The following is a 17,719-nucleotide window of genomic DNA, read 5'->3' as shown; positions in this document are numbered from 1 at the left end:
TTCCCCTCGACGGCCACCGTGCGCCGGAGCCCTTCCCGCTCGGGCCCTCCTTCACGCCCGTCCTGAGCCGCTCCAGCCCGGACCGCACCCTTAGAAGCTCCCGCCCAGGGCTCGCCCCTTGAGTCTTCCGTCCGGGAACCGCTCCCGCTCGATCCCCTCGACGGTCACCGCGCGCCGGGCCCCCTCCCACTCAGGCCCCTTCGACGGCCGTTTCACGTCCGGGGCCCTCGTCCCTCCCGGGCCGCTCCGCCTCCGGGGCCGTATCCCGCCGGGAGAGCGCCTGGAACGTCGCCCTTCGCCGGGGCAGCCACACTCCCAGCACCCAGACCAGGGCCAGCGCGCCCAGCCCGAATCCGTTCTGCACGATCTTGCCCAGCACCGGGCTGAGCATCGGGATCTCCATCGCCTTGATCGTCACTCCCCACCAGGGGATCGGCAGCACGTAGTAGAGCCAGACCCCGGCGGCCACCCGGAGCCTGACCGGGTCGCGCCCGTCACCGACCAGCGCGCCGAGCACCACGACCACCCAGGCCAGATGGTGGATCCAGGCGACCGGCGAGAGCAGTACGGCCATCAGCCCGACCAGGGCCACCCCACTCACGAGGTGCCCGTCGAGCAGTGCTCTGCGGGCGTGGCGGAAGCCGTACCAGGCGACCACGGCGACCAGCGCCACCCAGAGCAGGCTCGTCAGCACGTCGGGGAGGTAGAGCCGAATGAGCATGCCGCGCATCGACTGGTTGGTGGTCGCCGCGTTGGCACCGAGCCGCTCGGGGTCGAGCAGCGCGCGGAACCAGAAGTCGGCGGCGTCCGCCGGGATCACCAGGAACGGGAGCAGGGTCAGCAGCGCGGCGGTGAGCGCGGCCACGAGGAAGGTCTCTCGATGCTCCCGCCTCGCGCCGGGTCCGAAACCGGCGATGAGAAAGTAGATCAGGAAGACACCCGGGGTGAGCTTGACCGCGGTGGCCAGGCCGATCAGCATGCCGCGCGGCCACAGCGGGCGCCTGGCCACGCAGTCGGCCAGACAGAGCGCGACGAGCAGGATGTCCACCTGGCCGAAGCGGACCTGGTCCCTGATCGGCATCAGGTAGGTACACGCGATCATCAGGGCGGCGAACAGCAGGGGCGTCCACAGCCGGCCCATGGCCGTCCCGCTCGTCCCGCCGAACCCGCCAAATTTACCCAAACCACCCAGTCGGGTGCGTACGCCCCGGAGTTTCCTCTCCGTTCGCGCCGGATCCCCACCGGGCACGCGGGGAGCGGAACCCGGCGAGAGCGGGACCTCGTCCGCCGCTCCAGACGCTCCCGACCTCCCCGGCGCGCCGTCCACCCCGTCGAACACGGCGCGGAAGGAGAGCCAGACGGAGACCCCCAGCGTCAGGAAGATCAACGCCGTCCACGCCCACTGCGCCGTCGTCCACGACACCGCCGCCAGCGGCGTGGCGAACAGCGCCGCCACCGGCGGATAGGTGAAGGGCAGCAACTGCGGCGCGGGCGTGACGAACCCGTAGACGGACCGACCCTCCAGGATCGCCGCTCCGCCGGTACGGTACACATCCAGGTCGACCAGGCGCTGGTCGTCCACATTGCCCAGCCAGTAGAGCACCAGCGGGGCCACCGCGGCGGCGACGAGCAGCAGCGCGGACAGCCACGAGAGCCACGCCGGCCGCGACGGCCACGTCCATGGGCGCCGCTCGGTCGTGGTCGCCTCGCCAGTCCTCACGAGCAGGCAGGTTACCGTGGGGGCGGGGAAAAGTGGCCGCCCAACGGGCACGGACAGGGGGAACCGGATGGCTTCGGCGCACAGCGGTCACGGGCGCGCGTGCCCGGCGACCGGGGGACCCGCGACACGACCGGCGTTCCGCCGGGTCGCCGGGACCGTGCCGACCACCGCGTCCCTGCTACTGGCCCTGCTGTCGGTCCTGCTCTGTGTCCTGCTCGGCCTCCCGGGTACTCCGGAGGCCTTCGCCGCCTCCGGTGTTCCCCATGCTCTGGGAGCTCAGGGGGCCTCGGGTGCCTCGGATGCCGGTACGGGCGCCTCGGATGCCGGTACGACGGGCGCCTCGGGTGCCCCCGGGGTTCCGAGGGCCTCCGGTGACGGCATGACGGGCGCCTCGGCGGTGACGCCTCCCGGAAGGGTCGTGATCATCGGGGTGCCCGGCCTGGAGTGGAGCGACCTCGACCGGGAGCGGACCCCGAACCTGTGGAGGCTCGTGGGTGAGGGCGGGTCCGCGTCCATGTCCACCCGGGCGGTCCCGCCGCCCGAGCGGGGGATCACGTGCCCGGCGGCGGGCTGGCTGACGGTGTCGGCCGGCCAGCGCGCGGGCGCTCCCGGTACGGGTTGCGAGCCCCCTCGGGCACCGGAGGCGGCCTCCTACGGCGGGGCGAGCGTGCCCGGCTGGGGCGAGCTGACCGCTTTCAACGCCACCACCTCCTACCGGCCGGTTCTCGGGCAGCTGGGCGGGCTCGCGGCGGAGGCGGGTCTGAAGGTAGCGGCCGTCGGGCCGGGAGCCGCCCTCGCCGCCGCCGACAGATCCGGAAAAATCGGGAAATACGCGGCGAGTGTCGAGGAACTGGGCGACCTGTCCCCGTACGGGCTGATCGTGGTCGAGGCCGACGACCTCGCCAGGGCCTGGACCGGTGACGCCCCCGCCGCGGACGACGCCCCTGCCACGATGACCGCCCAGGCCAGGCGGGAGGCCGCGACCAGGGCCGACCGCGTGGTGGGCGCGGTCCTCGACCGCCTGCCCCCGTCGCTCGCCGACGGCACGACCCCGGCGTCGCCCACGACGAGCACGGCCCCGGAAACCACCGCCCCCGGAACGGAGACCACGGTCCTGGTCGCCGGCCTGGCCGACGCCTCGGTCGCGCCTCACCTGCACGTGGCGATCGCCCGGGGGCCGTCCCCCGGCGGGGGAACGTACGCGCGCGGCTACCTCACCGCCGCCTCCACCCGACAGGACGGCCTGGTCACGAACACCGACCTGACCGCCACCGCGATCGGCCTGCTGGGCCTGGAATCCCCCAACGGGGTCGTGGGACGCGCCTGGCAGGGCGGCGAGGCGAGCGAGGAGCCGGTCGCGGCGACGGTCGAGAAGCTCGCCGACGACGACCTGGCGAGCCAGGTGCTGCGCGAGGTGAGGGGGCCGTTCTTCGCGGTGTTCGTGGCGGTGCAGATCCTGTTCTACCTGCTGGCCGCCGTCGCGATCCGCCGGGGCTGGGGCGGCTCTCGTGCCCTGACGGCCATCCAGGTCGTCGCCGTGGTCAGCGGGGCGATCGCGGTCTCCACCTTCCTGGCGCAGCTGATCCCCTGGTGGAGCCTGCCCGCGCCGATGGTCTGGGTGATCGTGACGATCCTCGGTTTCGCCTGCGCGGTCGCCGGGGTGGCGCTCTCCGGACCGTGGCGGGCGCATCCGCTCGGCCCGCTGACGGTGGTCGCCGCCATCACCTCGGTCGCGCTGCTGGCCGACGTGATGACCGGCTCGGCACTTCAGGTGAACGCGGTCACCGGCTACGAGCCGGTCACCGGCGGGCGCTTCTACGGTTTCAGCAACATCGCCTTCGCCGTCTACGCCGCCGGCACGATCCTCGCCCTCGCCGGGATCGCCCAGTGGCTGATCTCAGGTGGCCGTCGGACACTCGCGCTCGCGGTGTGCGCGGTGTACGGAGGGCTGGCGGTGTTCGCCGACGGCTGGCCCGCGTGGGGCGCCGACTTCGGCGGGGTCCCGGCGTTCCTGGTGGGGGTCGCGATCCTCATCATCCTGGTGTCCGGCGGGCGGGTCTCACCGATGAGACTGATCCTGGTCGGCCTGGCGGGCAGCCTGCTGATCGGCGCCATAGCGGCGGTCGACTGGCTGCGGCCCGCCGACCAGCGCACCCACCTGGGTGCCTTCGTGCAGCAGGTGCTGGACGGGGAGGCCTGGACCGTGGTCGGCCGCAAGTTCGGCGCGATGATCGGGGTCACGGTCGGTAACTGGTCGCTGTCGCTGCTCACCCTGGTCGCGCTGGCGTTCCTGTTCCTGGTGCTCGACCGCCCTTCGCGGTGGGGGGCCTCGGCCCTGGGCCGGGCCTACACGCTCGCGCCCGCGCTGCGCGCCGGGCTGATCGGGGCACTGGCCTGCTCACTGATCGGGTTTTTGATGAACGACTCGGGCATCGCGATCCCCGCGATGGCGCTCACGGTCGCGGTGCCGCTGACGCTGGCCGCCTGCGTGCGCGCCGTCCGGCTCTCGCCGCCCACCACACCAGGGCGATCGTCAGTGCCAGCAGCGTCCACGGCACCACCGTCTCCCTGAGCAGGGTCTTGGTCCAGAGCAGGTCATCGGGCCGCGCTATCTCCCTGGCCGGGAGGTAGGCGAGCGACAGCACGGCGACCCTGGCCACCATGAACGCCTCCAACACGGGCCAGGACGCCATCGCCAGCAGCGCGAAGGCCAGCCCGTCGTACCAGGGCAGCGCGTACGGGGCGGCGAACAACCAGGCGACCACCATCGCGGCGGCCACGGCCGGCCCCACGGTCTGCGCGGTGTCGGCGGGCAGCGTCCGCAGCACGAGCCAGGCCAGGCAGGCCATCAGGAGCAGGGACCCGATCTGGATCCACGCCGAGTACGCGCCCGGCCCGAAAAGCGACTGGAGCCCCACCTTGACGAGTTGCCAGGGGGTGGCGAGGGAGACCCTCTTACTGGCGGCGCTCACCTGATCGAGCACGTGCGGCCCGGCGACGGCGTAGATCGCCACCACGGTGGCCGTCGCGGTCCCCGCCACCACAGCGAGCCTGCCCGGCGAGCGACGCAACTCCCACGCGGGTCCTAGGGCGACGAGCCCGGCGTTGAGCTTGACCCCGATGCCCACCCCGAGCATCAGCCCTGAGGCGGCGCCGCGCACCGTGAGTGCGGCGACCATGCAGGCGACGGCGAGGGTGTCGACGTGTATCCCGGCGGCGAGGTGATAGATCATCAGCGGGTTCGCCACCCACAGCAGCGCCGCGCGCCGCTGGAGGTTCGCGTCCCCCCTGGCGAAACGGTGCAGCAGCAGCGCCGTACCGATGAACGCCGCCGCGTTGACGACGGCCATCACGAAGACCGTCAGCCTGACCGAGTCACCGCCCACGAGGCTCGCCAGCGCCTGTACGGCGGTGGCGACCGGGCCGTAGACGCTGGTCACACCGGCCCACTCCTCCACCGCGCCGGTGACGGGGTCGCCGGGCAGGGTGGCGGGGGTGATCGCGTACGGGTCCAGGCCGAGCGTGACCAGGCGGCCGTACGCGGCGTAGTTGAGGTGGTCGGCCGAGCCCGAGGGCGGCAGGAAGGCGAGCAGGCCCGACACGGCGCAACCGGCCGCGAGCAGCCAACGCGGGTCGGGTCCCCACCGCGACCTGAGCGCGCCGACGAGTCCGAGCCCGCCCAGTACGATCGCGACGGCGCTCATGGCGATGACCAGATGGGTGCCGGGATGGACGTCCAGCGAGTACGGCGGCTGCCAGGAAGAGCCGGGCAGCCTCGGAACCATGGCCGAGGGGCCGAGCAGTCCGATCAGAACCGTCGTCGCCGCCGAAAGCCCCACGGCTGCGAACGCGGCGATGTCGAGCCCTCGCGGCGTATCGCCGGCGGGGCTCCGCCTCTCGTCGACGACCGACGCATCCCGAGTCACCCGCAAATTCCAGCACACCCGGCAGGGTGCCCGGTTCGGCGCCGGCTTCCAGACCTGCCGACCTGGTCAACCGGGTCCCATGCCTGGAAGCCGGGTTGACCGTGTCCGGAGGTCCGGTGCCGGATCGGCCGGGTGCCAGGTTGGCCGGACGTTCGGTGCCGGATCGGCTGTGTCAGCCGGAGGTCCGGTGCCGGATCGGCCGGGTGCCAGGTTGGCCGGAGGTCCGGTGCCGGATCGGCTGTGTCAGCCGGACGTTCGGCGCCGGGTCGACCGGGTGTCGGGTCAGCCGGGTTAACGGCGCGCCAGGAGGGCGCGGGCGACGTCGCGGAACTGCCTGGCCCGATGGATCTGGGCCTTCCAGTCGGTACCGGTGGCCCGGTGTGCCATCTCGACCTGAACCTCGCGCACCCGGAAGCCCTTCCTGAGCAGGTCGATCGTGAGACCTGTCTCCACGCCGAAGCCGCGCGCCAGGGGGCGGGCGGCCTCGAAGGCCGCCCGTGTCAGGCAGCGCTGCCCGTTGAGCGGCTGGGTGGGGGTCCAGCCGGTGGCGCGCTCGACGCCCTCACGCGCGAGTTTCACGACGAATCCGTGGCCGCCGAGCTTCACCCGGGTGACGAAGACGGCGATCGTCATGTCGACCTCGCCCGCCGCGACCGGCTCGATCAGCGCCGTGGCCGTACGGGCGGTGTCGCCCAGATCGGCATCGAGGAAGAGCAGGTGCCGGGGCTCCTCGCCGTCGAGCAGGCGCACGGCGTGGGCACCGCTCTCCATGGCGGCGGCCTTGCCCCGGTTTCGGCTGTGTCGCACGACGCGGGCGCCGGCGGCCTTGGCCACCCGTCCCGTCTGGTCGACGGAGCCGTCGTCGACGACCACGACGAGGTCGACGCCGGGCAGCGCCAGGACCGCGGCCACGGTGGCCCCGATCCTGTCGCCCTCATCCTTGGCGGGAATGATCGCCGCCGTGCCGACCATCGAACACCTCCAGCGTGGTGACCCCGGGCATCAGCCGTGGGGAGGACGTCATCCTTGGGAATCGGAGGTCAGCAGCTTCTCCGGCAGGGTCTCGTGCACGACGAAGACAGAGTCGAGACCTGTGACCTGCAGGATCTTGCGCACTGCGGGCCGGGGCGCCGCCACCTCCAGTGTGCCGCCCCGCTCCCGCAACCGCTTTAGCGCGGACAGCAGCACGTTCATGCCGGTGGAGTCGCAGAACTCCACCGCGGACATGTCGAGGACGACACGCATGGTCTGGCTCTGACCAAGCAGCCGGGTGAACTCGGCCTGCAGGCGAGGCGCGGTGTATAGGTCGATTTCGCCAACGATGGTCACGACGGTGTGCCCGGCATGAGATCGAGTTGAGACTTTTAGCTCCACAGCGGGCACACTATCGGCGCGAGAGCCGCTGGTCACGTTCTCTTGAACAACCCGAGTCGTCCGCCCTTTGTCCCCCGTTTCCATGTCACGGAAACCCTGAGTGCGCGAAGCTTGACACTACGCAACGACGGCTTGGCCCGAAAGGGAGGAGACCCGGCACCTCCCGATCACCGCCGCGCTACATCAGCGGCCATTGAGTCACAAGAAACGGGCTCGAACGATCAGTCAACGACCCCCTCCTGAAGGAGGGGGCTTGAAGTGCAGTAATGCGCTTTGAAGCCCTGCGTTGACCAGCCCTGGTCATCAGCTCAAGGAGGTGCATTTTGATGACTACGTCGAACACAAGATCGCAGACCGACCTTGGGGTGCTTCCTCAGCCCCAGGCTCTCGAATCCGTGGGAGCGGACACGCCCGAGGGTGGGCACGAAACGGCTCACGGACACCGCCTCGCAGCGGTATCTGGTGTTCAACCTGGGCGAGGGGAGATCGAGCAGGCCGGCACCCGGTCTACTCGGCGTCACCCCGACCCGGCTTCGGCTGGGAAGGGAGCGGGCACTCCAGCCCACCCGGTCGTGTTCGTCCTGAACAAGCACGGCCAACCGTTGCAACCCACGAGCCCTGCCTACGCGCGGAAACTCCTCCGTTCCGGCCGGGCTGTGGTTCACCGCCATACCCCATTCGTTATCCGGCTGAAAGACCGCACGGCAGCCGATTCCGTCGTGGCGGGCGTACAGGTCGGTATCGACCCCGACTCAAAGCACACCGGCAAGAAAACCGGTGTCCACTTCGGCCGCATCGCGGTCCGCAGCACCGGCAGTTTCAACATCACCACCCGGCACGGCACGGTGCAGGGCATTCACCACCGCCACATCCGGCTGCTCCAACGAGCAGACGGCTACGGCTACACCACCCACCCAGAAGCGCGGCACCATACCGCGTTTCCTCCCGGCCCTGAAGGACCAAGTCTCCACGCTGGTGGTAATTGATGAACACCGACCTACCCGAAGATCTCCAGCGAAAGCGGCTCCGGGAGCACCTGGAGTCCATGATCACTCGTACCGACAAGGCCACCTCGTGGCGCGACGCGGCGAGTTCACTGCGAAACCTGGTGGACCACGAGGGGCACATCCCGATCAGGACCCGCCTGTCGACCGAGGACCTGGACTTCCTTGAGGGAGCGCGTGAGGAGCTCCTCGACTTCGCCACGCTCGGCGTCAGACTGCTCGACCTGCACCGGCCGCGCGACGCGGGCGGCGTCACCAGCGACACCGCGCATCCGATCCTGCGCTGCCGCAGCTGCATGTGGCGCTGGCCGTGCCCGACGTTCCGGGCGATGGTGGAATCTCTCGGCACCACCAGGAGGCTGACCTCCTGCCAGCACGTCGAACGCGACACCGAGGGCGACGAGTGCGCGCAGATGACTCTCATGGTCGCCGTGAGACCCGAGAACCTCGATGACCTCGATGACCACGTCACGCCCGCGCCGGCCGCCGGCGGCACGGGTTCCAACGGCACGGGCGCGAACTGACCGTCCTCCGACCGTCCTGCCCCGCACCCGGGCTCGACCGTTCAACACGCGGCCGCCCAGGCGAAGGAGCACCCGGCACGCGGCCGCCCGGACGAACCGAACGAAGGAGCACCCGGCACCCGGCACGCGGCCGCTCAGGCGGAGAGTGACAGCCGGATCTCGAAGCGGCAGCCGGCGCCGGAGTTGACGACGCCGATCGACCCCTCGTGGGCCTCGACGATGCCTCGCGCGATCGCCAGGCCGAGGCCCGCTCCGGCGCCCTCGGCGCTGGGGGTACGGGCCGTCTCGCCGCGGAAGGCGACATCGAAGACTCGGGGCAGGTCGTCGGCCGGGATGCCGCCGCAGCAGTCGGCGACGGACAGGCAGGCGATGTCGTCCTCGGCCGAGGCACGGACCACGACGGTGCCGTCGCCGGGGGTGTGCCTGATCGCGTTGACCACGAGGTTGCGCAGCGCCCGGGAGAGTTCGGCAGCATCGGCTTGGACGGGGACCACCTGGTCGGCCTCGCCGGTCAGCCGCACCCCCTTCGCCCTGGCCAGCTGTTCGACCCCGGCCAACGCGTCGGCGACCAGATCCCCGAGGCCGATCCGGCTGCGCGACAGGCGCAGCGTCCCGGCGTGGATCCTGGACAGCTCGAACAGGTCGTCGACCATGCCCGACAGCCGGTCCACCTCCAGGCGGATCTGGCGGTGGTAGCGGCCGACGGTCTCCTCATCGGAGACCACCCCGTCCTCCAGGGCCTCGGCCATCGCCCTCATACCGGCCAGCGGAGTGCGAAGGTCGTGGCTGACCCAGGCGACGAGCTCGCGGCGGGCGCTCTCCAGTGCGCGCTCGCGCTCGTGGCCGAGCCGCAGCCGCCGATACGCCTGGTCCAGGCTCCCGGCAATCGTGCCGAGCTCGGCGGGCAACCCCTTCGGGGGGGTGAACTCCCCCGAGGGCGATACGGCGTGCACGGCGTCGACGAGCCTGCGGCTCGCCGCCACGACCCGGCGCGAGAGCACCGTCGCGACGCCCAGCCCGACCAGGCCGCCCACGACGACCACGCTGAGCACGATGTCCCTCGGCGTACCCTCGATGATCATTTTCAGGGTGATGGCGACCACTCCGCCCACCGTCGCCACGACGGTCACCACGACGACCACCGCGAGCATCACGCCGATCGACCGCTCGCGCAGCAGCCGCATCGCGCCCAGCCCGGCCAGCGCGACCAGCAGGCCCAGCCCGGCGGTGACCGCGACGATCAGCAGGATCTCGGGGATCACGGCTCCGCCAGCGGTTCGTAGCGGTAGCCGACACCCCACACGGTGACGATGCGCCGGGGAGCGGTCGGGTCGGGCTCGATCTTCTCGCGGAGGCGGCGGACGTGGACGGTCACCGTGGACGAGTCGCCGAAGGACCAGCCCCATACCTGGTCGAGCAGGGCGGCGCGGCTGAAGGCCTGGCGGGGGTTGCGCATCATGTGGGCGAGGAGGTCGAACTCGCGGGCGGTGAGCAGGACCTCGTCGCCGTGGAGCCGCACCTCGTGGGCGCCGACGTCGACCGTGAGCTCGCCGTCCCTGAGCACGCCGGTGCCGGCGGGCAGGGAGGTGCCGCGCGCCCGCCGCAGCACGGACTGTACGCGCAGGGCCAGCTCACGCGGGCTGAACGGCTTCGTGACGTAGTCGTCGGCACCGGTCTCCAGGCCGGCGACCCTGTCCAACTCCTCGCCGAGCGCGGTCAACATGATCACCGGGACCGGCCAGCGCTCCCTGAGCTTCCTGCAGACCTGGAGTCCGTCCATCTTTGGAAGCATCAGGTCGAGCACCATCAGATCGGGCGGGTTGGCCAGCGCGCGCCTGAGCGCCTCGGCGCCGTCCCCGACGCAGTCGACCGCGTGACCGTCGCGTTCCAGGTAGCGGGCCACGACCTCGGCCACCATCGGATCGTCCTCGACCACCAGAATCCGCGCGCTCATGGCCTCCACGGTAGGCCCGCGAGGGAGCGATCCCTCATTCGTGTCACCGGTCCGTAAGGACTCGATCGTTATGACCATCGTTATGATCAAGGCCCTCGCCGTTTCCCCGGCCGACGTACGGTAGAGCGCATGAGTCGTATCGTGTTCGGGGTTCTGGGCGTCCTGCTCGCGCTCTACGTGGTGTTCGGGCTCGTGCTGCCCGCCCTCTTCGGGCTGCTGAAGTTCGCGCTCGTGCTCGGGGTGATCGCCCTCGTGGTCGTCGCCGCGGTCACCGTGGTGGGCAAGTTCAAGTAGTGAACCTCCTGCTCGCCGTCCAGACCCTGGCGGTCTGGATGTTCGACGGCGGCGGTGTGCTGACGGCCGCCGCCGTGGTCGGGCTGGGCGTGCTCCTGCTCGCCTGGGCGCTGCGCCCGGCGCCCGTCACCTCGGGTACGGGGTCACGGTCACCGCTGTCCCGGCGTGACCGGGCCAGGCTGACGATGTTCGTCCGGCAGCGCGACCCCGACGCGGCCGGGAGGTCCCGGCCCAGAGCACCCTCCGCGGGCCCGGCGCCCGCGTAACCCCCGCGACTTCTCGTGACTTCTCGCGACCTCTGTGCCCACCGCGCGTGATCGCCGTGTGTCCTTCATGCGCGTGATCACTGTGTGCCCGCACAGATGTGGTCGCCGTGCGCCCACGCGCACGTGATCGCCGTGTGTCACCCGCGCACATGACCGGCAACCCCGTACATGCGTGGTCGGCATGTCCCCGGGACACCCGGCCTTCGCGCGCCGCGCACGCGTCCCGGAAAGATCCCCGCGGTTCGCGGGTGCCTTCTGCGCTGTCTTCACTCCGCTCAGAAGGGCCCTTCCATGTTCGACCCCGTCATCTCGTTCACCGCCGGCCTCATCGCCGCGCTCGCCGAGCCGTTGGGCTCGACCCCGCTCGCGATCGTCGTGTTCACCCTCCTCGTCCGGCTCACGCTGCTTCCGCTCGGTGTCATGCAGGCGAGGGGCGAGCGGGTCAGGACCCGCCTCGCGCCGGAGCTCCAGAAGCTCAGGAAGCGGTACGGCCGCGACCCCGAGCGGCTCCAGCGGGAACTGGCCGCCCTCTACGCCAGGGAGAAGACCTCACCGCTGGCCGGGTGCCTGCCGTCCGTGGCGCAAATGCCGTTCCTCATGGTGACGTACCAGGTGTTCGTCTCCTCGACGATCGCTGGGCAGGCCAACGCGCTTCTGACCCACGGGCTCCTCGGAGTGCCGCTCGGGCAGCAGTTCGCGGGCACGGTGGCCGGATTCGGACTGATCAGCGGCCCGACCATGGTGTTCGCCGGACTCTTCCTGCTGCTCGTCGCCGTGGCGTGGGTCACCTCCCGCCGGATGCGGCGCACGATGAGCGAGGACCTGCAGCCCGCGGCGCTGCGCCGGATGCTGCCCCTGCTGCCGTACGGGACGGTTCTGGTCGCCATGGTGCTGCCGCTGGCGGCGGGGATCTACCTCCTCGTCTCGACGGCCTGGACGGCCGGGGAGAAGGCGGTGCTGCACCGCCCGGCGCTCGCCGGGGCGTGAGGGGTGCCCGTCCTCGGATCCATCGAGCTCGGCACCGGCGAGGGAGTGCCGTCACACCGGCTCGACCTCCACGAAGGAAGCGCCGTCACACCCCTTCGACGCCCACGAAGGAAGCGCCGCGACATGGGGTCGGCAGCCGCGGAGGAAACACCGTCACACCGCTTCGGACACCTGCGAAAGAAGCACCGTCACACAGGTTCGGCAGCCGCGAAAGAACCGCCGTCACACCGGCTCGGCACCCGCGAAAAACCACCGTGAACGTTTCACGTTCGCCGCACCTCTCCTCGCCGGTGTCACGAGGTCAGGCCCGCTCCGCGGACCGGGACGGTAGAGGTGATCTGTTTCCGGGCGAGCGCCGGTGTGATACTTCCGGTGCCGTCCGGCCCGACGGAGTGATCACACGTCTTCGCGGAATCGCATTTCGTCCATGCCCCAGGAGGAATGATGCGCAAGACCCTGACCCTGCTCGCCTCGGCCGTGCTGGCCACCGGCCTGGCACTGTCCGTCGGCGCGGCGCCCGCACAGGCCGCCACCCTCAGAAACGTCTACTACTACGACTGGGACTGCCACCGGGTCGGAAACCTCGGCATCCAGAGCGGCTGGTGGACCTCGTACAGCTGCGTCCCCCAGTACGACAAGTGGTTCCTCTACGCATAGAGCCCGGGTAGCCGCCCACCGAACAACGCCGCCCGGCGGGCCCCGGGTGGGCGCTCGGAGATCGGGATCCCGTCCCGCCTCGTGACGTGTGAGGCGGGACGGAACACCGTCGGGAGCGTTACCCGCATTCCCTGAGGGCGGGTTCGGGGGTGGAAACACGGCCGTTACCTACCGTGTCGACCGCCGCGACCAACGCCCACACCGTGGTGATGTCTCCCTCGTGCCTGACGCCCCAGGTGGAGGCCAGATACTCGACGATTCCGAGTCCTCGCCCTCCCAGGGAGGAGAGCGCCGGGCGTCCCGCCCGCGGTTCGGTGGCGGCGCCACCGTCACTCACAGCGACTTCGACATGCTCCTCGGTCCAGCGCCATGACACCCTGATCTGCCCTGATGGCAGGGGGTGGGCGTGACGCAGCGCATTGCTCAGCAGTTCGCTGACCACGAGCACCGCGTCATCGATGGCGGACTCGTACACACCCCGTTCCTGCAGGTCAGAGCAGAGGCGTTGGCGTGCGACAGCGACGCTGGACGGTGCATACGGCAACAGAACGACGCTCGACGCACTCACCTCCCCGTATGCCTGTTCCCCCCTGAGGAACTCACCCCAGTACGACCGAAATGCCCCGTTAGATAGTCTTGGAAACCGCACACCAACTACAGCTTGTGCACATTCGACAATAGATCAGCACATCCGTTACCGGCTCGTTACCGCTTCGGCGTGTCGATCAGGTAAGAGCGTTCGGCGTGTCGGCAATACGAAGAGCCAACCTCATCCGGGTGCCGCCCGAGGGGCGCGGATGCGCCGTGACCTCCCCTCCCTGGGCCCGCGCGAGGCTCCGCACGATGTAGAGGCCGAGGCCGACCCCGCCGAATCTGCGGCGGTCACCGCTGTCCGCCTGAACGAAACGTTCGAAGACGCGCTCCCGGCTGGCGGGGGCGATCCCCACGCCCTCGTCGTCCACGACCAGCACCACCCGGTCGCCGTCCACCCACGCCTCGACCCTGATCAGGCCACCGTCCGGCGAGTACTTGAAGGCGTTCTCCAGCAACTGGGCCAGCAGGATGTCGGTGGCCAGCGCGTCACCGGACACCGGGGGCAGGTCGTCGGGGACGGCGACCTCGATGCGGTGCAGGTCCGACAGGATCGGCAGGCCCAGCGTGGCACCCCGTACCAGCTCGGCCAGGTCGAAACCCTCGATCCTGAGCATGAGCTCTCCGGCCCCGGCGCGCGAGCCCAGCAACAGGTGGTCCATGAGCTGGCCGAGGGAGCGGGCCCGCTCGGCGATGGTGTGCACGGCGGCACGGCGCTCGGCGTCTGTCATGCCGTCCCAGCGGCTGTCGAGCGTGCTGGCGAAGCCTCGGACCACGGTGATCGGCGTGCGCAGCTCGTGGCTGGTGGTGGCGAGGAAGAGGTCCTTGGCCTCCTCCAGCTCCTTCGCGCGGGTGACGTCGCGAAAGTCGACCACGATCTCGCCCGTCTCCACGATCTCCGCGCAGAGCACGTCCAGCCAGGTGCCCGACGGCAGCTGGATGCCGAGCTTGTCCCCGGGCCTCGGCAGCTCGAACGGCGGCGGCCCGCCGATCACCTCTGTGGCGTGGAAACCGGTCAGCTCGCTCGCGGCCGGGTTCCACCGGACGACCCTGCCCGCGCCGTCGAGGACCGCGATGCCGTCGGCGCTGGCGTCGAACACCGCCCGCTCGTGGGCCCGCTGGCGTACGGCCTCCTGGTAGGCCATCGCGTTGCCCACGGCGATGCCCGCGTGACCGGCGAGGAGCTCCAGCAGCTCCAGCTCCAGGTGGCTCACCTTGCGCTTGGCGAACAGCGCGTACAGCGCACCGTACGGCCGCCCGCCCATGGCGGCGAGGCCGAGGGCGATGGTGTGCAGGCCGGGCAGCCGCGACCAGATCAGCTCGTCCAGGCGGTTCTGGTCGCCGGTCTCCAGCAGGACGGTCCTGCCCTCGCGCAGCAGCCTGCCGACCAGGCTGGTGCGAAGGTCGGCGGTGGAGTCGCGTATCGAGTCGGGAAGGTTGTGGCAGGCCACGAGCCTGAGTTTGTCGCCCTCGATCAACACGAACCCGCCCGCCTCGGCCCCGGTCAGCTCGGCGAGGCTCGCCGCGATCCGGTCGAGCACGGCGGGCAGCTCCAGCTCGGCGTTGATGTCGGCGACCACGTCGGTGAGCCTGCGGACGAGCTGTGCCCTGCGGGTGCTGCGCTCGTTGGCGGTCTCGTCGGTCTGGGCCAGGTGGTAGACGCTGACGTAGCCGAGGAGGGCGCCGTCCGGCGAGGACAGCGCGCCGGTGTCGACCCGCACGTCGATCAGGCTGCCGTCGCGGCGAAACCGCTTGGTCCTCAGCGAGACCTCACCGCCGGTGCGGACCTTCTCCAGGACCGCGTTGTGCTCGGCCGTCAGCTCCTCGGGGACCACCGGCGCCCGGCGCCCGACGATCTCCTTCGCCGACCAGCCGAAAAGGCGCTCGGCGGCGGGATTCCAGGCGAGCACCGTCTGCTCGCGATCGATGGCGACGATCGCGTTGGGCGCCGCGGCGACGACCTCACGGCCGATACCGCCGTCACTGCCGGCCCTGTAATCCACCACAGACCCATAGTGCCGTCTCAACCGGCCTGATCTTGGCACTTTCGTCCCGCACGTGTTGCCACTGGCCGGGCGATCCGTCCGATACTCTGCGGTCACCACACACCTGGATACGAAAGGGTGGGGCCATGTCATCCGGCGACATCGATGCATTGCTACGGGTGACCTCGCCCGACTACGTCGGCACGAGCCATCCCGACATCGCGTTCGGCACGCTCGACGGCCCGCTGGGGCGTCTCACCCTCGCGGTGACGGGCAGGGGTGTGGTGGCCTGCAGCTACGAGGACGAGAACGTCGTCTTCGAACGGATCAGCAGGGAGGTCGGCACGTTCATCGGGCCGGACGCCCGGCGGCTCGATCCCGTCCGCCGGGAGCTGGACGCCTACTTCTCCGCCAGGCTCCGCGCCTTCACGACACCGGTCGACCTGCGCCTGGCGACCCAGTTCTCCAGGACCGTCCTGCAGATGATGCTCGCGGTGCCGTACGGGACGGTGACGACCTACCGCGAGATCGCCGAGCGGATCGGCAGGCCGCGGGCGCTGCGCGCGGTCGGCAACGCGCTGGGCAGCAACCCGGTGTGCGTCATCGTGCCGTGCCACCGGGTCGTCGAGAGCGAGGCCGTCCTGGGCGGGTACGCCGGAGGATCCGCCGCCAAGGAACGCCTGCTGCGCATCGAGTCCACCGCCATGGCCCGCGATCCCGGCGGCGCGTAGACCGCCTCGCCCACTCGGCCGCCCCTCTCCGTCCGGCCGAAGGCGTACGCTCCCGTGCGACAGAAAGCCGTACGCCCTCGTATGCCCCGACCGGAAACCGCACGGCCGGCACGGTCAGGAGCGGCGCCGGAGCGCGCCGAGGGCCAGGGTGGCGAGACCCGCGACGAGGAACGCGCCGACGGACGCGCTCATCCACGGCTGCGGGACGAAGCCGAGCGCGTCGCGGACGCCGTTCCAGAACGAGGTCCACCACGCGACCTCCGGAGCGGTCGGCAGTGCGGCGAGCATCCACCACGTCACGAAGCCCAGCACCCACGCGACCACCATGAGCGGGCGCGAGGGCGCGGTCTCCGAGGTGTCCCAGCGATCGGCGCCGCCGAGCAGGAAGTAGTCCGCGGCGAGCACCGCGAACATCGGCACGAATACCGCTCCGATGAGCCCGAGGAAGCCGGTGTAGGTCTCGGCGTTGACGAAGATCGCGAGCAGGGTGACCAGCACGCCGATGGCGACGGAGATGATCCGGCGGTCCAGCCTGGGCAGCAGGTTCTGCAGCGACATCGCGGTGGAGTAGACGTTCACGAACGACTGGTCGGTCTCGCGCAGCACCAGGATGCCGAAGAACAGCGGGCCGAGCGCCGCGGCGACGAAGGGGTCCCAGACCTGGTTCGGGTCGTTGCCGACCAGTGCGAGCGCCGCGATGCCGAGGACGAGGCAGGCCACCTGGGCGATCGTGTAGCCGCCGACGACCCCGGTGAACGCGGCCCTGCCGGAGCGGGAGAAGCGGGCGAAGTCCGCCGCGACCGGCACCCACGAGACCGACAGCGCGATCACGTAGTCGACCGCGGGGGCGAACGCCTCCCAGGATCCGCCTCCGATCGCCGGTCCCCGCTGGAAGAGCGCGACTGTGAACCAGATCATCGAGATCACCACACCGGCGGTGACGTACCTGCGGAGCAGGCGAACCGCTCCCAGCGGCCGGATGGTGAGCGCGGTGGTGATCACCCCCGCGACGACCACCCAGACCGCGTAGGGCACCTCGACACCGAAGGACCCGGCGATGGCCTGGGCGCCCTGGGCGATCACCCACAGCTCGAAGGCCCCCCAGCCCAGCATCTGGATGATGTTCAGCACGGTCGGCAGGTAGGAGAGCCTGGCCCCGAAGAGGCCTCGCAGCAGGACCATCGCCGGAGCGCCGGTCCGCTGCCCGGGAATCGCGGCCAGGCCGACCATCGCGGTACCGATGACGCTGCCCACGACGGCGGCCAGGATCGCGGCCACGAAGCTCAGCGGCCGGTCGCCGAGCGGGTTGATCAGGGCGATCGCACCGGAGAACCCGAGCAGGCTGACTCCCAGGTTGGCCCAGAGCGCGCCCTGGTCGAGCACGCCGAGGGCCTTGGGAGGAGCCTCGCCGAGCGTGAGGGGCGCCTCGACCGCCCCTGAGTCCCCGGGATCGCCGGAGCCCTTGGTGGAATCAACGGCGGCAGACGTCATCGCGCACACTCCCTACGCCGGCATTACCCGGACAGGTTCATGCGGTCGGCGACAGCTGTAGTCGCCCTCTCAGCCTGGTTGCCCCAAGCTCCCGCGTTGGTTGACACGCAAAGCCGGGATCACCCCAGCTCGCGCCCTCATGATGCACCATTCGCCCGTGTTCGGCCAGTGCCGGGTTCGCGCGAACGTCTCATGAGACGAGTCCGTAGACGTCC

Annotated in this window: 17 protein-coding genes and 1 riboswitch; of the genes, 8 read left to right on the top strand and 9 right to left on the bottom strand. The window is 70.7% G+C overall.

Translation table 11 applies throughout. The features are described from left to right. Nucleotides 1-190: 190 nt before the first annotated feature. A complete protein-coding gene (locus ABZ664_RS23355) occupies nucleotides 191-1,720 on the bottom strand; it encodes a glycosyltransferase 87 family protein (RefSeq protein WP_362513535.1) in 1,530 nt (509 codons plus the stop codon). A 67-nt stretch (nucleotides 1,721-1,787) separates the two neighbouring features. On the opposite strand from ABZ664_RS23355, the gene ABZ664_RS23350 reads away from it, so the two are divergent. Further along, complete coding sequence (locus ABZ664_RS23350; protein WP_362513531.1) at nucleotides 1,788-4,292, top strand: hypothetical protein; 2,505 nt, start codon at nucleotides 1,788-1,790, stop codon at nucleotides 4,290-4,292. On the opposite strand, the gene mptB is transcribed toward ABZ664_RS23350, so the two are convergent. From mptB to ABZ664_RS23335, 3 genes are all read right to left on the bottom strand, one after another. Continuing rightward, nucleotides 4,174-5,646, bottom strand: a complete 1,473-nt coding sequence (gene mptB, locus ABZ664_RS23345) for a polyprenol phosphomannose-dependent alpha 1,6 mannosyltransferase MptB (RefSeq protein ID WP_362513527.1) — start codon at nucleotides 5,644-5,646, stop codon at nucleotides 4,174-4,176. The genes ABZ664_RS23350 and mptB overlap by 119 nt on opposite strands. A gap of 291 nt (nucleotides 5,647-5,937) precedes the next feature. Then, complete coding sequence (locus tag ABZ664_RS23340; RefSeq protein ID WP_362513524.1) at nucleotides 5,938-6,618, bottom strand: glycosyltransferase; 681 nt, start codon at nucleotides 6,616-6,618, stop codon at nucleotides 5,938-5,940. A gap of 48 nt (nucleotides 6,619-6,666) precedes the next feature. Beyond that, a complete protein-coding gene (locus ABZ664_RS23335; RefSeq protein WP_350942041.1) occupies nucleotides 6,667-7,020 on the bottom strand; it encodes an STAS domain-containing protein in 354 nt (117 codons plus the stop codon). 572 nt (nucleotides 7,021-7,592) lie between these two features. On the opposite strand from ABZ664_RS23335, the gene ABZ664_RS23330 reads away from it, so the two are divergent. Further along, nucleotides 7,593-8,006 carry an RRXRR domain-containing protein gene (locus ABZ664_RS23330; RefSeq protein ID WP_362513519.1) on the top strand — a complete coding sequence of 138 codons (414 nt, stop codon included), beginning with the start codon at nucleotides 7,593-7,595 and terminating at the stop codon, nucleotides 8,004-8,006. Continuing rightward, on the top strand, nucleotides 8,006-8,548 hold the full coding sequence (locus tag ABZ664_RS23325) for a hypothetical protein (RefSeq protein ID WP_362513516.1): 543 nt from the start codon (nucleotides 8,006-8,008) through the stop codon (nucleotides 8,546-8,548). Before ABZ664_RS23330 ends, ABZ664_RS23325 begins: the two co-directional genes overlap by 1 nt. A 134-nt stretch (nucleotides 8,549-8,682) precedes the next feature. On the opposite strand, the gene ABZ664_RS23320 is transcribed toward ABZ664_RS23325, so the two are convergent. Together ABZ664_RS23320 and ABZ664_RS23315 are read right to left on the bottom strand one after the other, a co-directional pair. Beyond that, the gene (locus ABZ664_RS23320; RefSeq protein WP_362513512.1) at nucleotides 8,683-9,810 is read right to left on the bottom strand and encodes a HAMP domain-containing sensor histidine kinase; all 1,128 of its coding nucleotides are present in this window, start codon (nucleotides 9,808-9,810) and stop codon (nucleotides 8,683-8,685) included. Continuing rightward, nucleotides 9,807-10,502, bottom strand: coding sequence for a response regulator transcription factor (locus ABZ664_RS23315; RefSeq protein ID WP_362513509.1), 696 nt, complete (start codon nucleotides 10,500-10,502; stop codon nucleotides 9,807-9,809). Before ABZ664_RS23315 ends, ABZ664_RS23320 begins: the two co-directional genes overlap by 4 nt. Nucleotides 10,503-10,631: 129 nt before the next feature. Here ABZ664_RS23315 and ABZ664_RS23310 point away from each other — a divergent pair, with 129 nt between their 5' ends. The 4 genes from ABZ664_RS23310 to ABZ664_RS23295 all read left to right on the top strand — a co-directional run bounded on the left by ABZ664_RS23310 (nucleotide 10,632) and on the right by ABZ664_RS23295 (nucleotide 12,706). Continuing rightward, a complete protein-coding gene (locus ABZ664_RS23310; RefSeq protein ID WP_362513505.1) occupies nucleotides 10,632-10,796 on the top strand; it encodes a hypothetical protein in 165 nt (54 codons plus the stop codon). Further along, on the top strand, nucleotides 10,796-11,062 hold the full coding sequence (locus tag ABZ664_RS23305; protein WP_362513502.1) for a DUF6412 domain-containing protein: 267 nt from the start codon (nucleotides 10,796-10,798) through the stop codon (nucleotides 11,060-11,062). The genes ABZ664_RS23310 and ABZ664_RS23305 overlap by 1 nt, the downstream gene beginning before the upstream one ends. 291 nt (nucleotides 11,063-11,353) lie before the next feature. Continuing rightward, a complete protein-coding gene (gene yidC / locus ABZ664_RS23300; RefSeq protein ID WP_362513499.1) occupies nucleotides 11,354-12,049 on the top strand; it encodes a membrane protein insertase YidC in 696 nt (231 codons plus the stop codon). Nucleotides 12,050-12,493: 444 nt separating this feature from the next. Continuing rightward, entirely contained in the window at nucleotides 12,494-12,706 is a 213-nt protein-coding gene (locus ABZ664_RS23295; RefSeq protein ID WP_362513496.1) for a hypothetical protein, read from the top strand. A 118-nt stretch (nucleotides 12,707-12,824) separates the two neighbouring features. Here ABZ664_RS23295 and ABZ664_RS23290 read toward each other — a convergent pair whose 3' ends face one another. Continuing rightward, nucleotides 12,825-13,274, bottom strand: a complete 450-nt coding sequence (locus ABZ664_RS23290) for an ATP-binding protein (protein ID WP_362513493.1) — start codon at nucleotides 13,272-13,274, stop codon at nucleotides 12,825-12,827. A gap of 157 nt (nucleotides 13,275-13,431) precedes the next feature. Beyond that, nucleotides 13,432-15,303: a PAS domain S-box protein gene (locus ABZ664_RS23285; RefSeq protein ID WP_362513489.1), complete on the bottom strand. Its 1,872-nt coding sequence runs from the start codon at nucleotides 15,301-15,303 to the stop codon at nucleotides 13,432-13,434. Between the two features lie 125 nt (nucleotides 15,304-15,428). On the opposite strand from ABZ664_RS23285, the gene ABZ664_RS23280 reads away from it, so the two are divergent. Then, a complete protein-coding gene (locus tag ABZ664_RS23280; protein ID WP_362513484.1) occupies nucleotides 15,429-16,013 on the top strand; it encodes a methylated-DNA--[protein]-cysteine S-methyltransferase in 585 nt (194 codons plus the stop codon). Nucleotides 16,014-16,127: 114 nt separating this feature from the next. Here the strand turns inward: ABZ664_RS23280 and ABZ664_RS23275 are convergent, their stop codons facing one another. After that, complete coding sequence (locus ABZ664_RS23275) at nucleotides 16,128-17,504, bottom strand: cytosine permease (protein WP_362513481.1); 1,377 nt, start codon at nucleotides 17,502-17,504, stop codon at nucleotides 16,128-16,130. Beyond that, a riboswitch (TPP riboswitch) is annotated at nucleotides 17,497-17,609 on the bottom strand. Its footprint overlaps the gene before it by 8 nt. Nucleotides 17,610-17,719 lie beyond the last annotated feature (110 nt).

The organism is Streptosporangium sp. NPDC006930, assembly GCF_040635605.1.
In the GTDB taxonomy this organism is placed as follows: domain Bacteria; phylum Actinomycetota; class Actinomycetes; order Streptosporangiales; family Streptosporangiaceae; genus Streptosporangium.
This window is presented reverse-complemented; position numbering and strand designations above follow the sequence as displayed.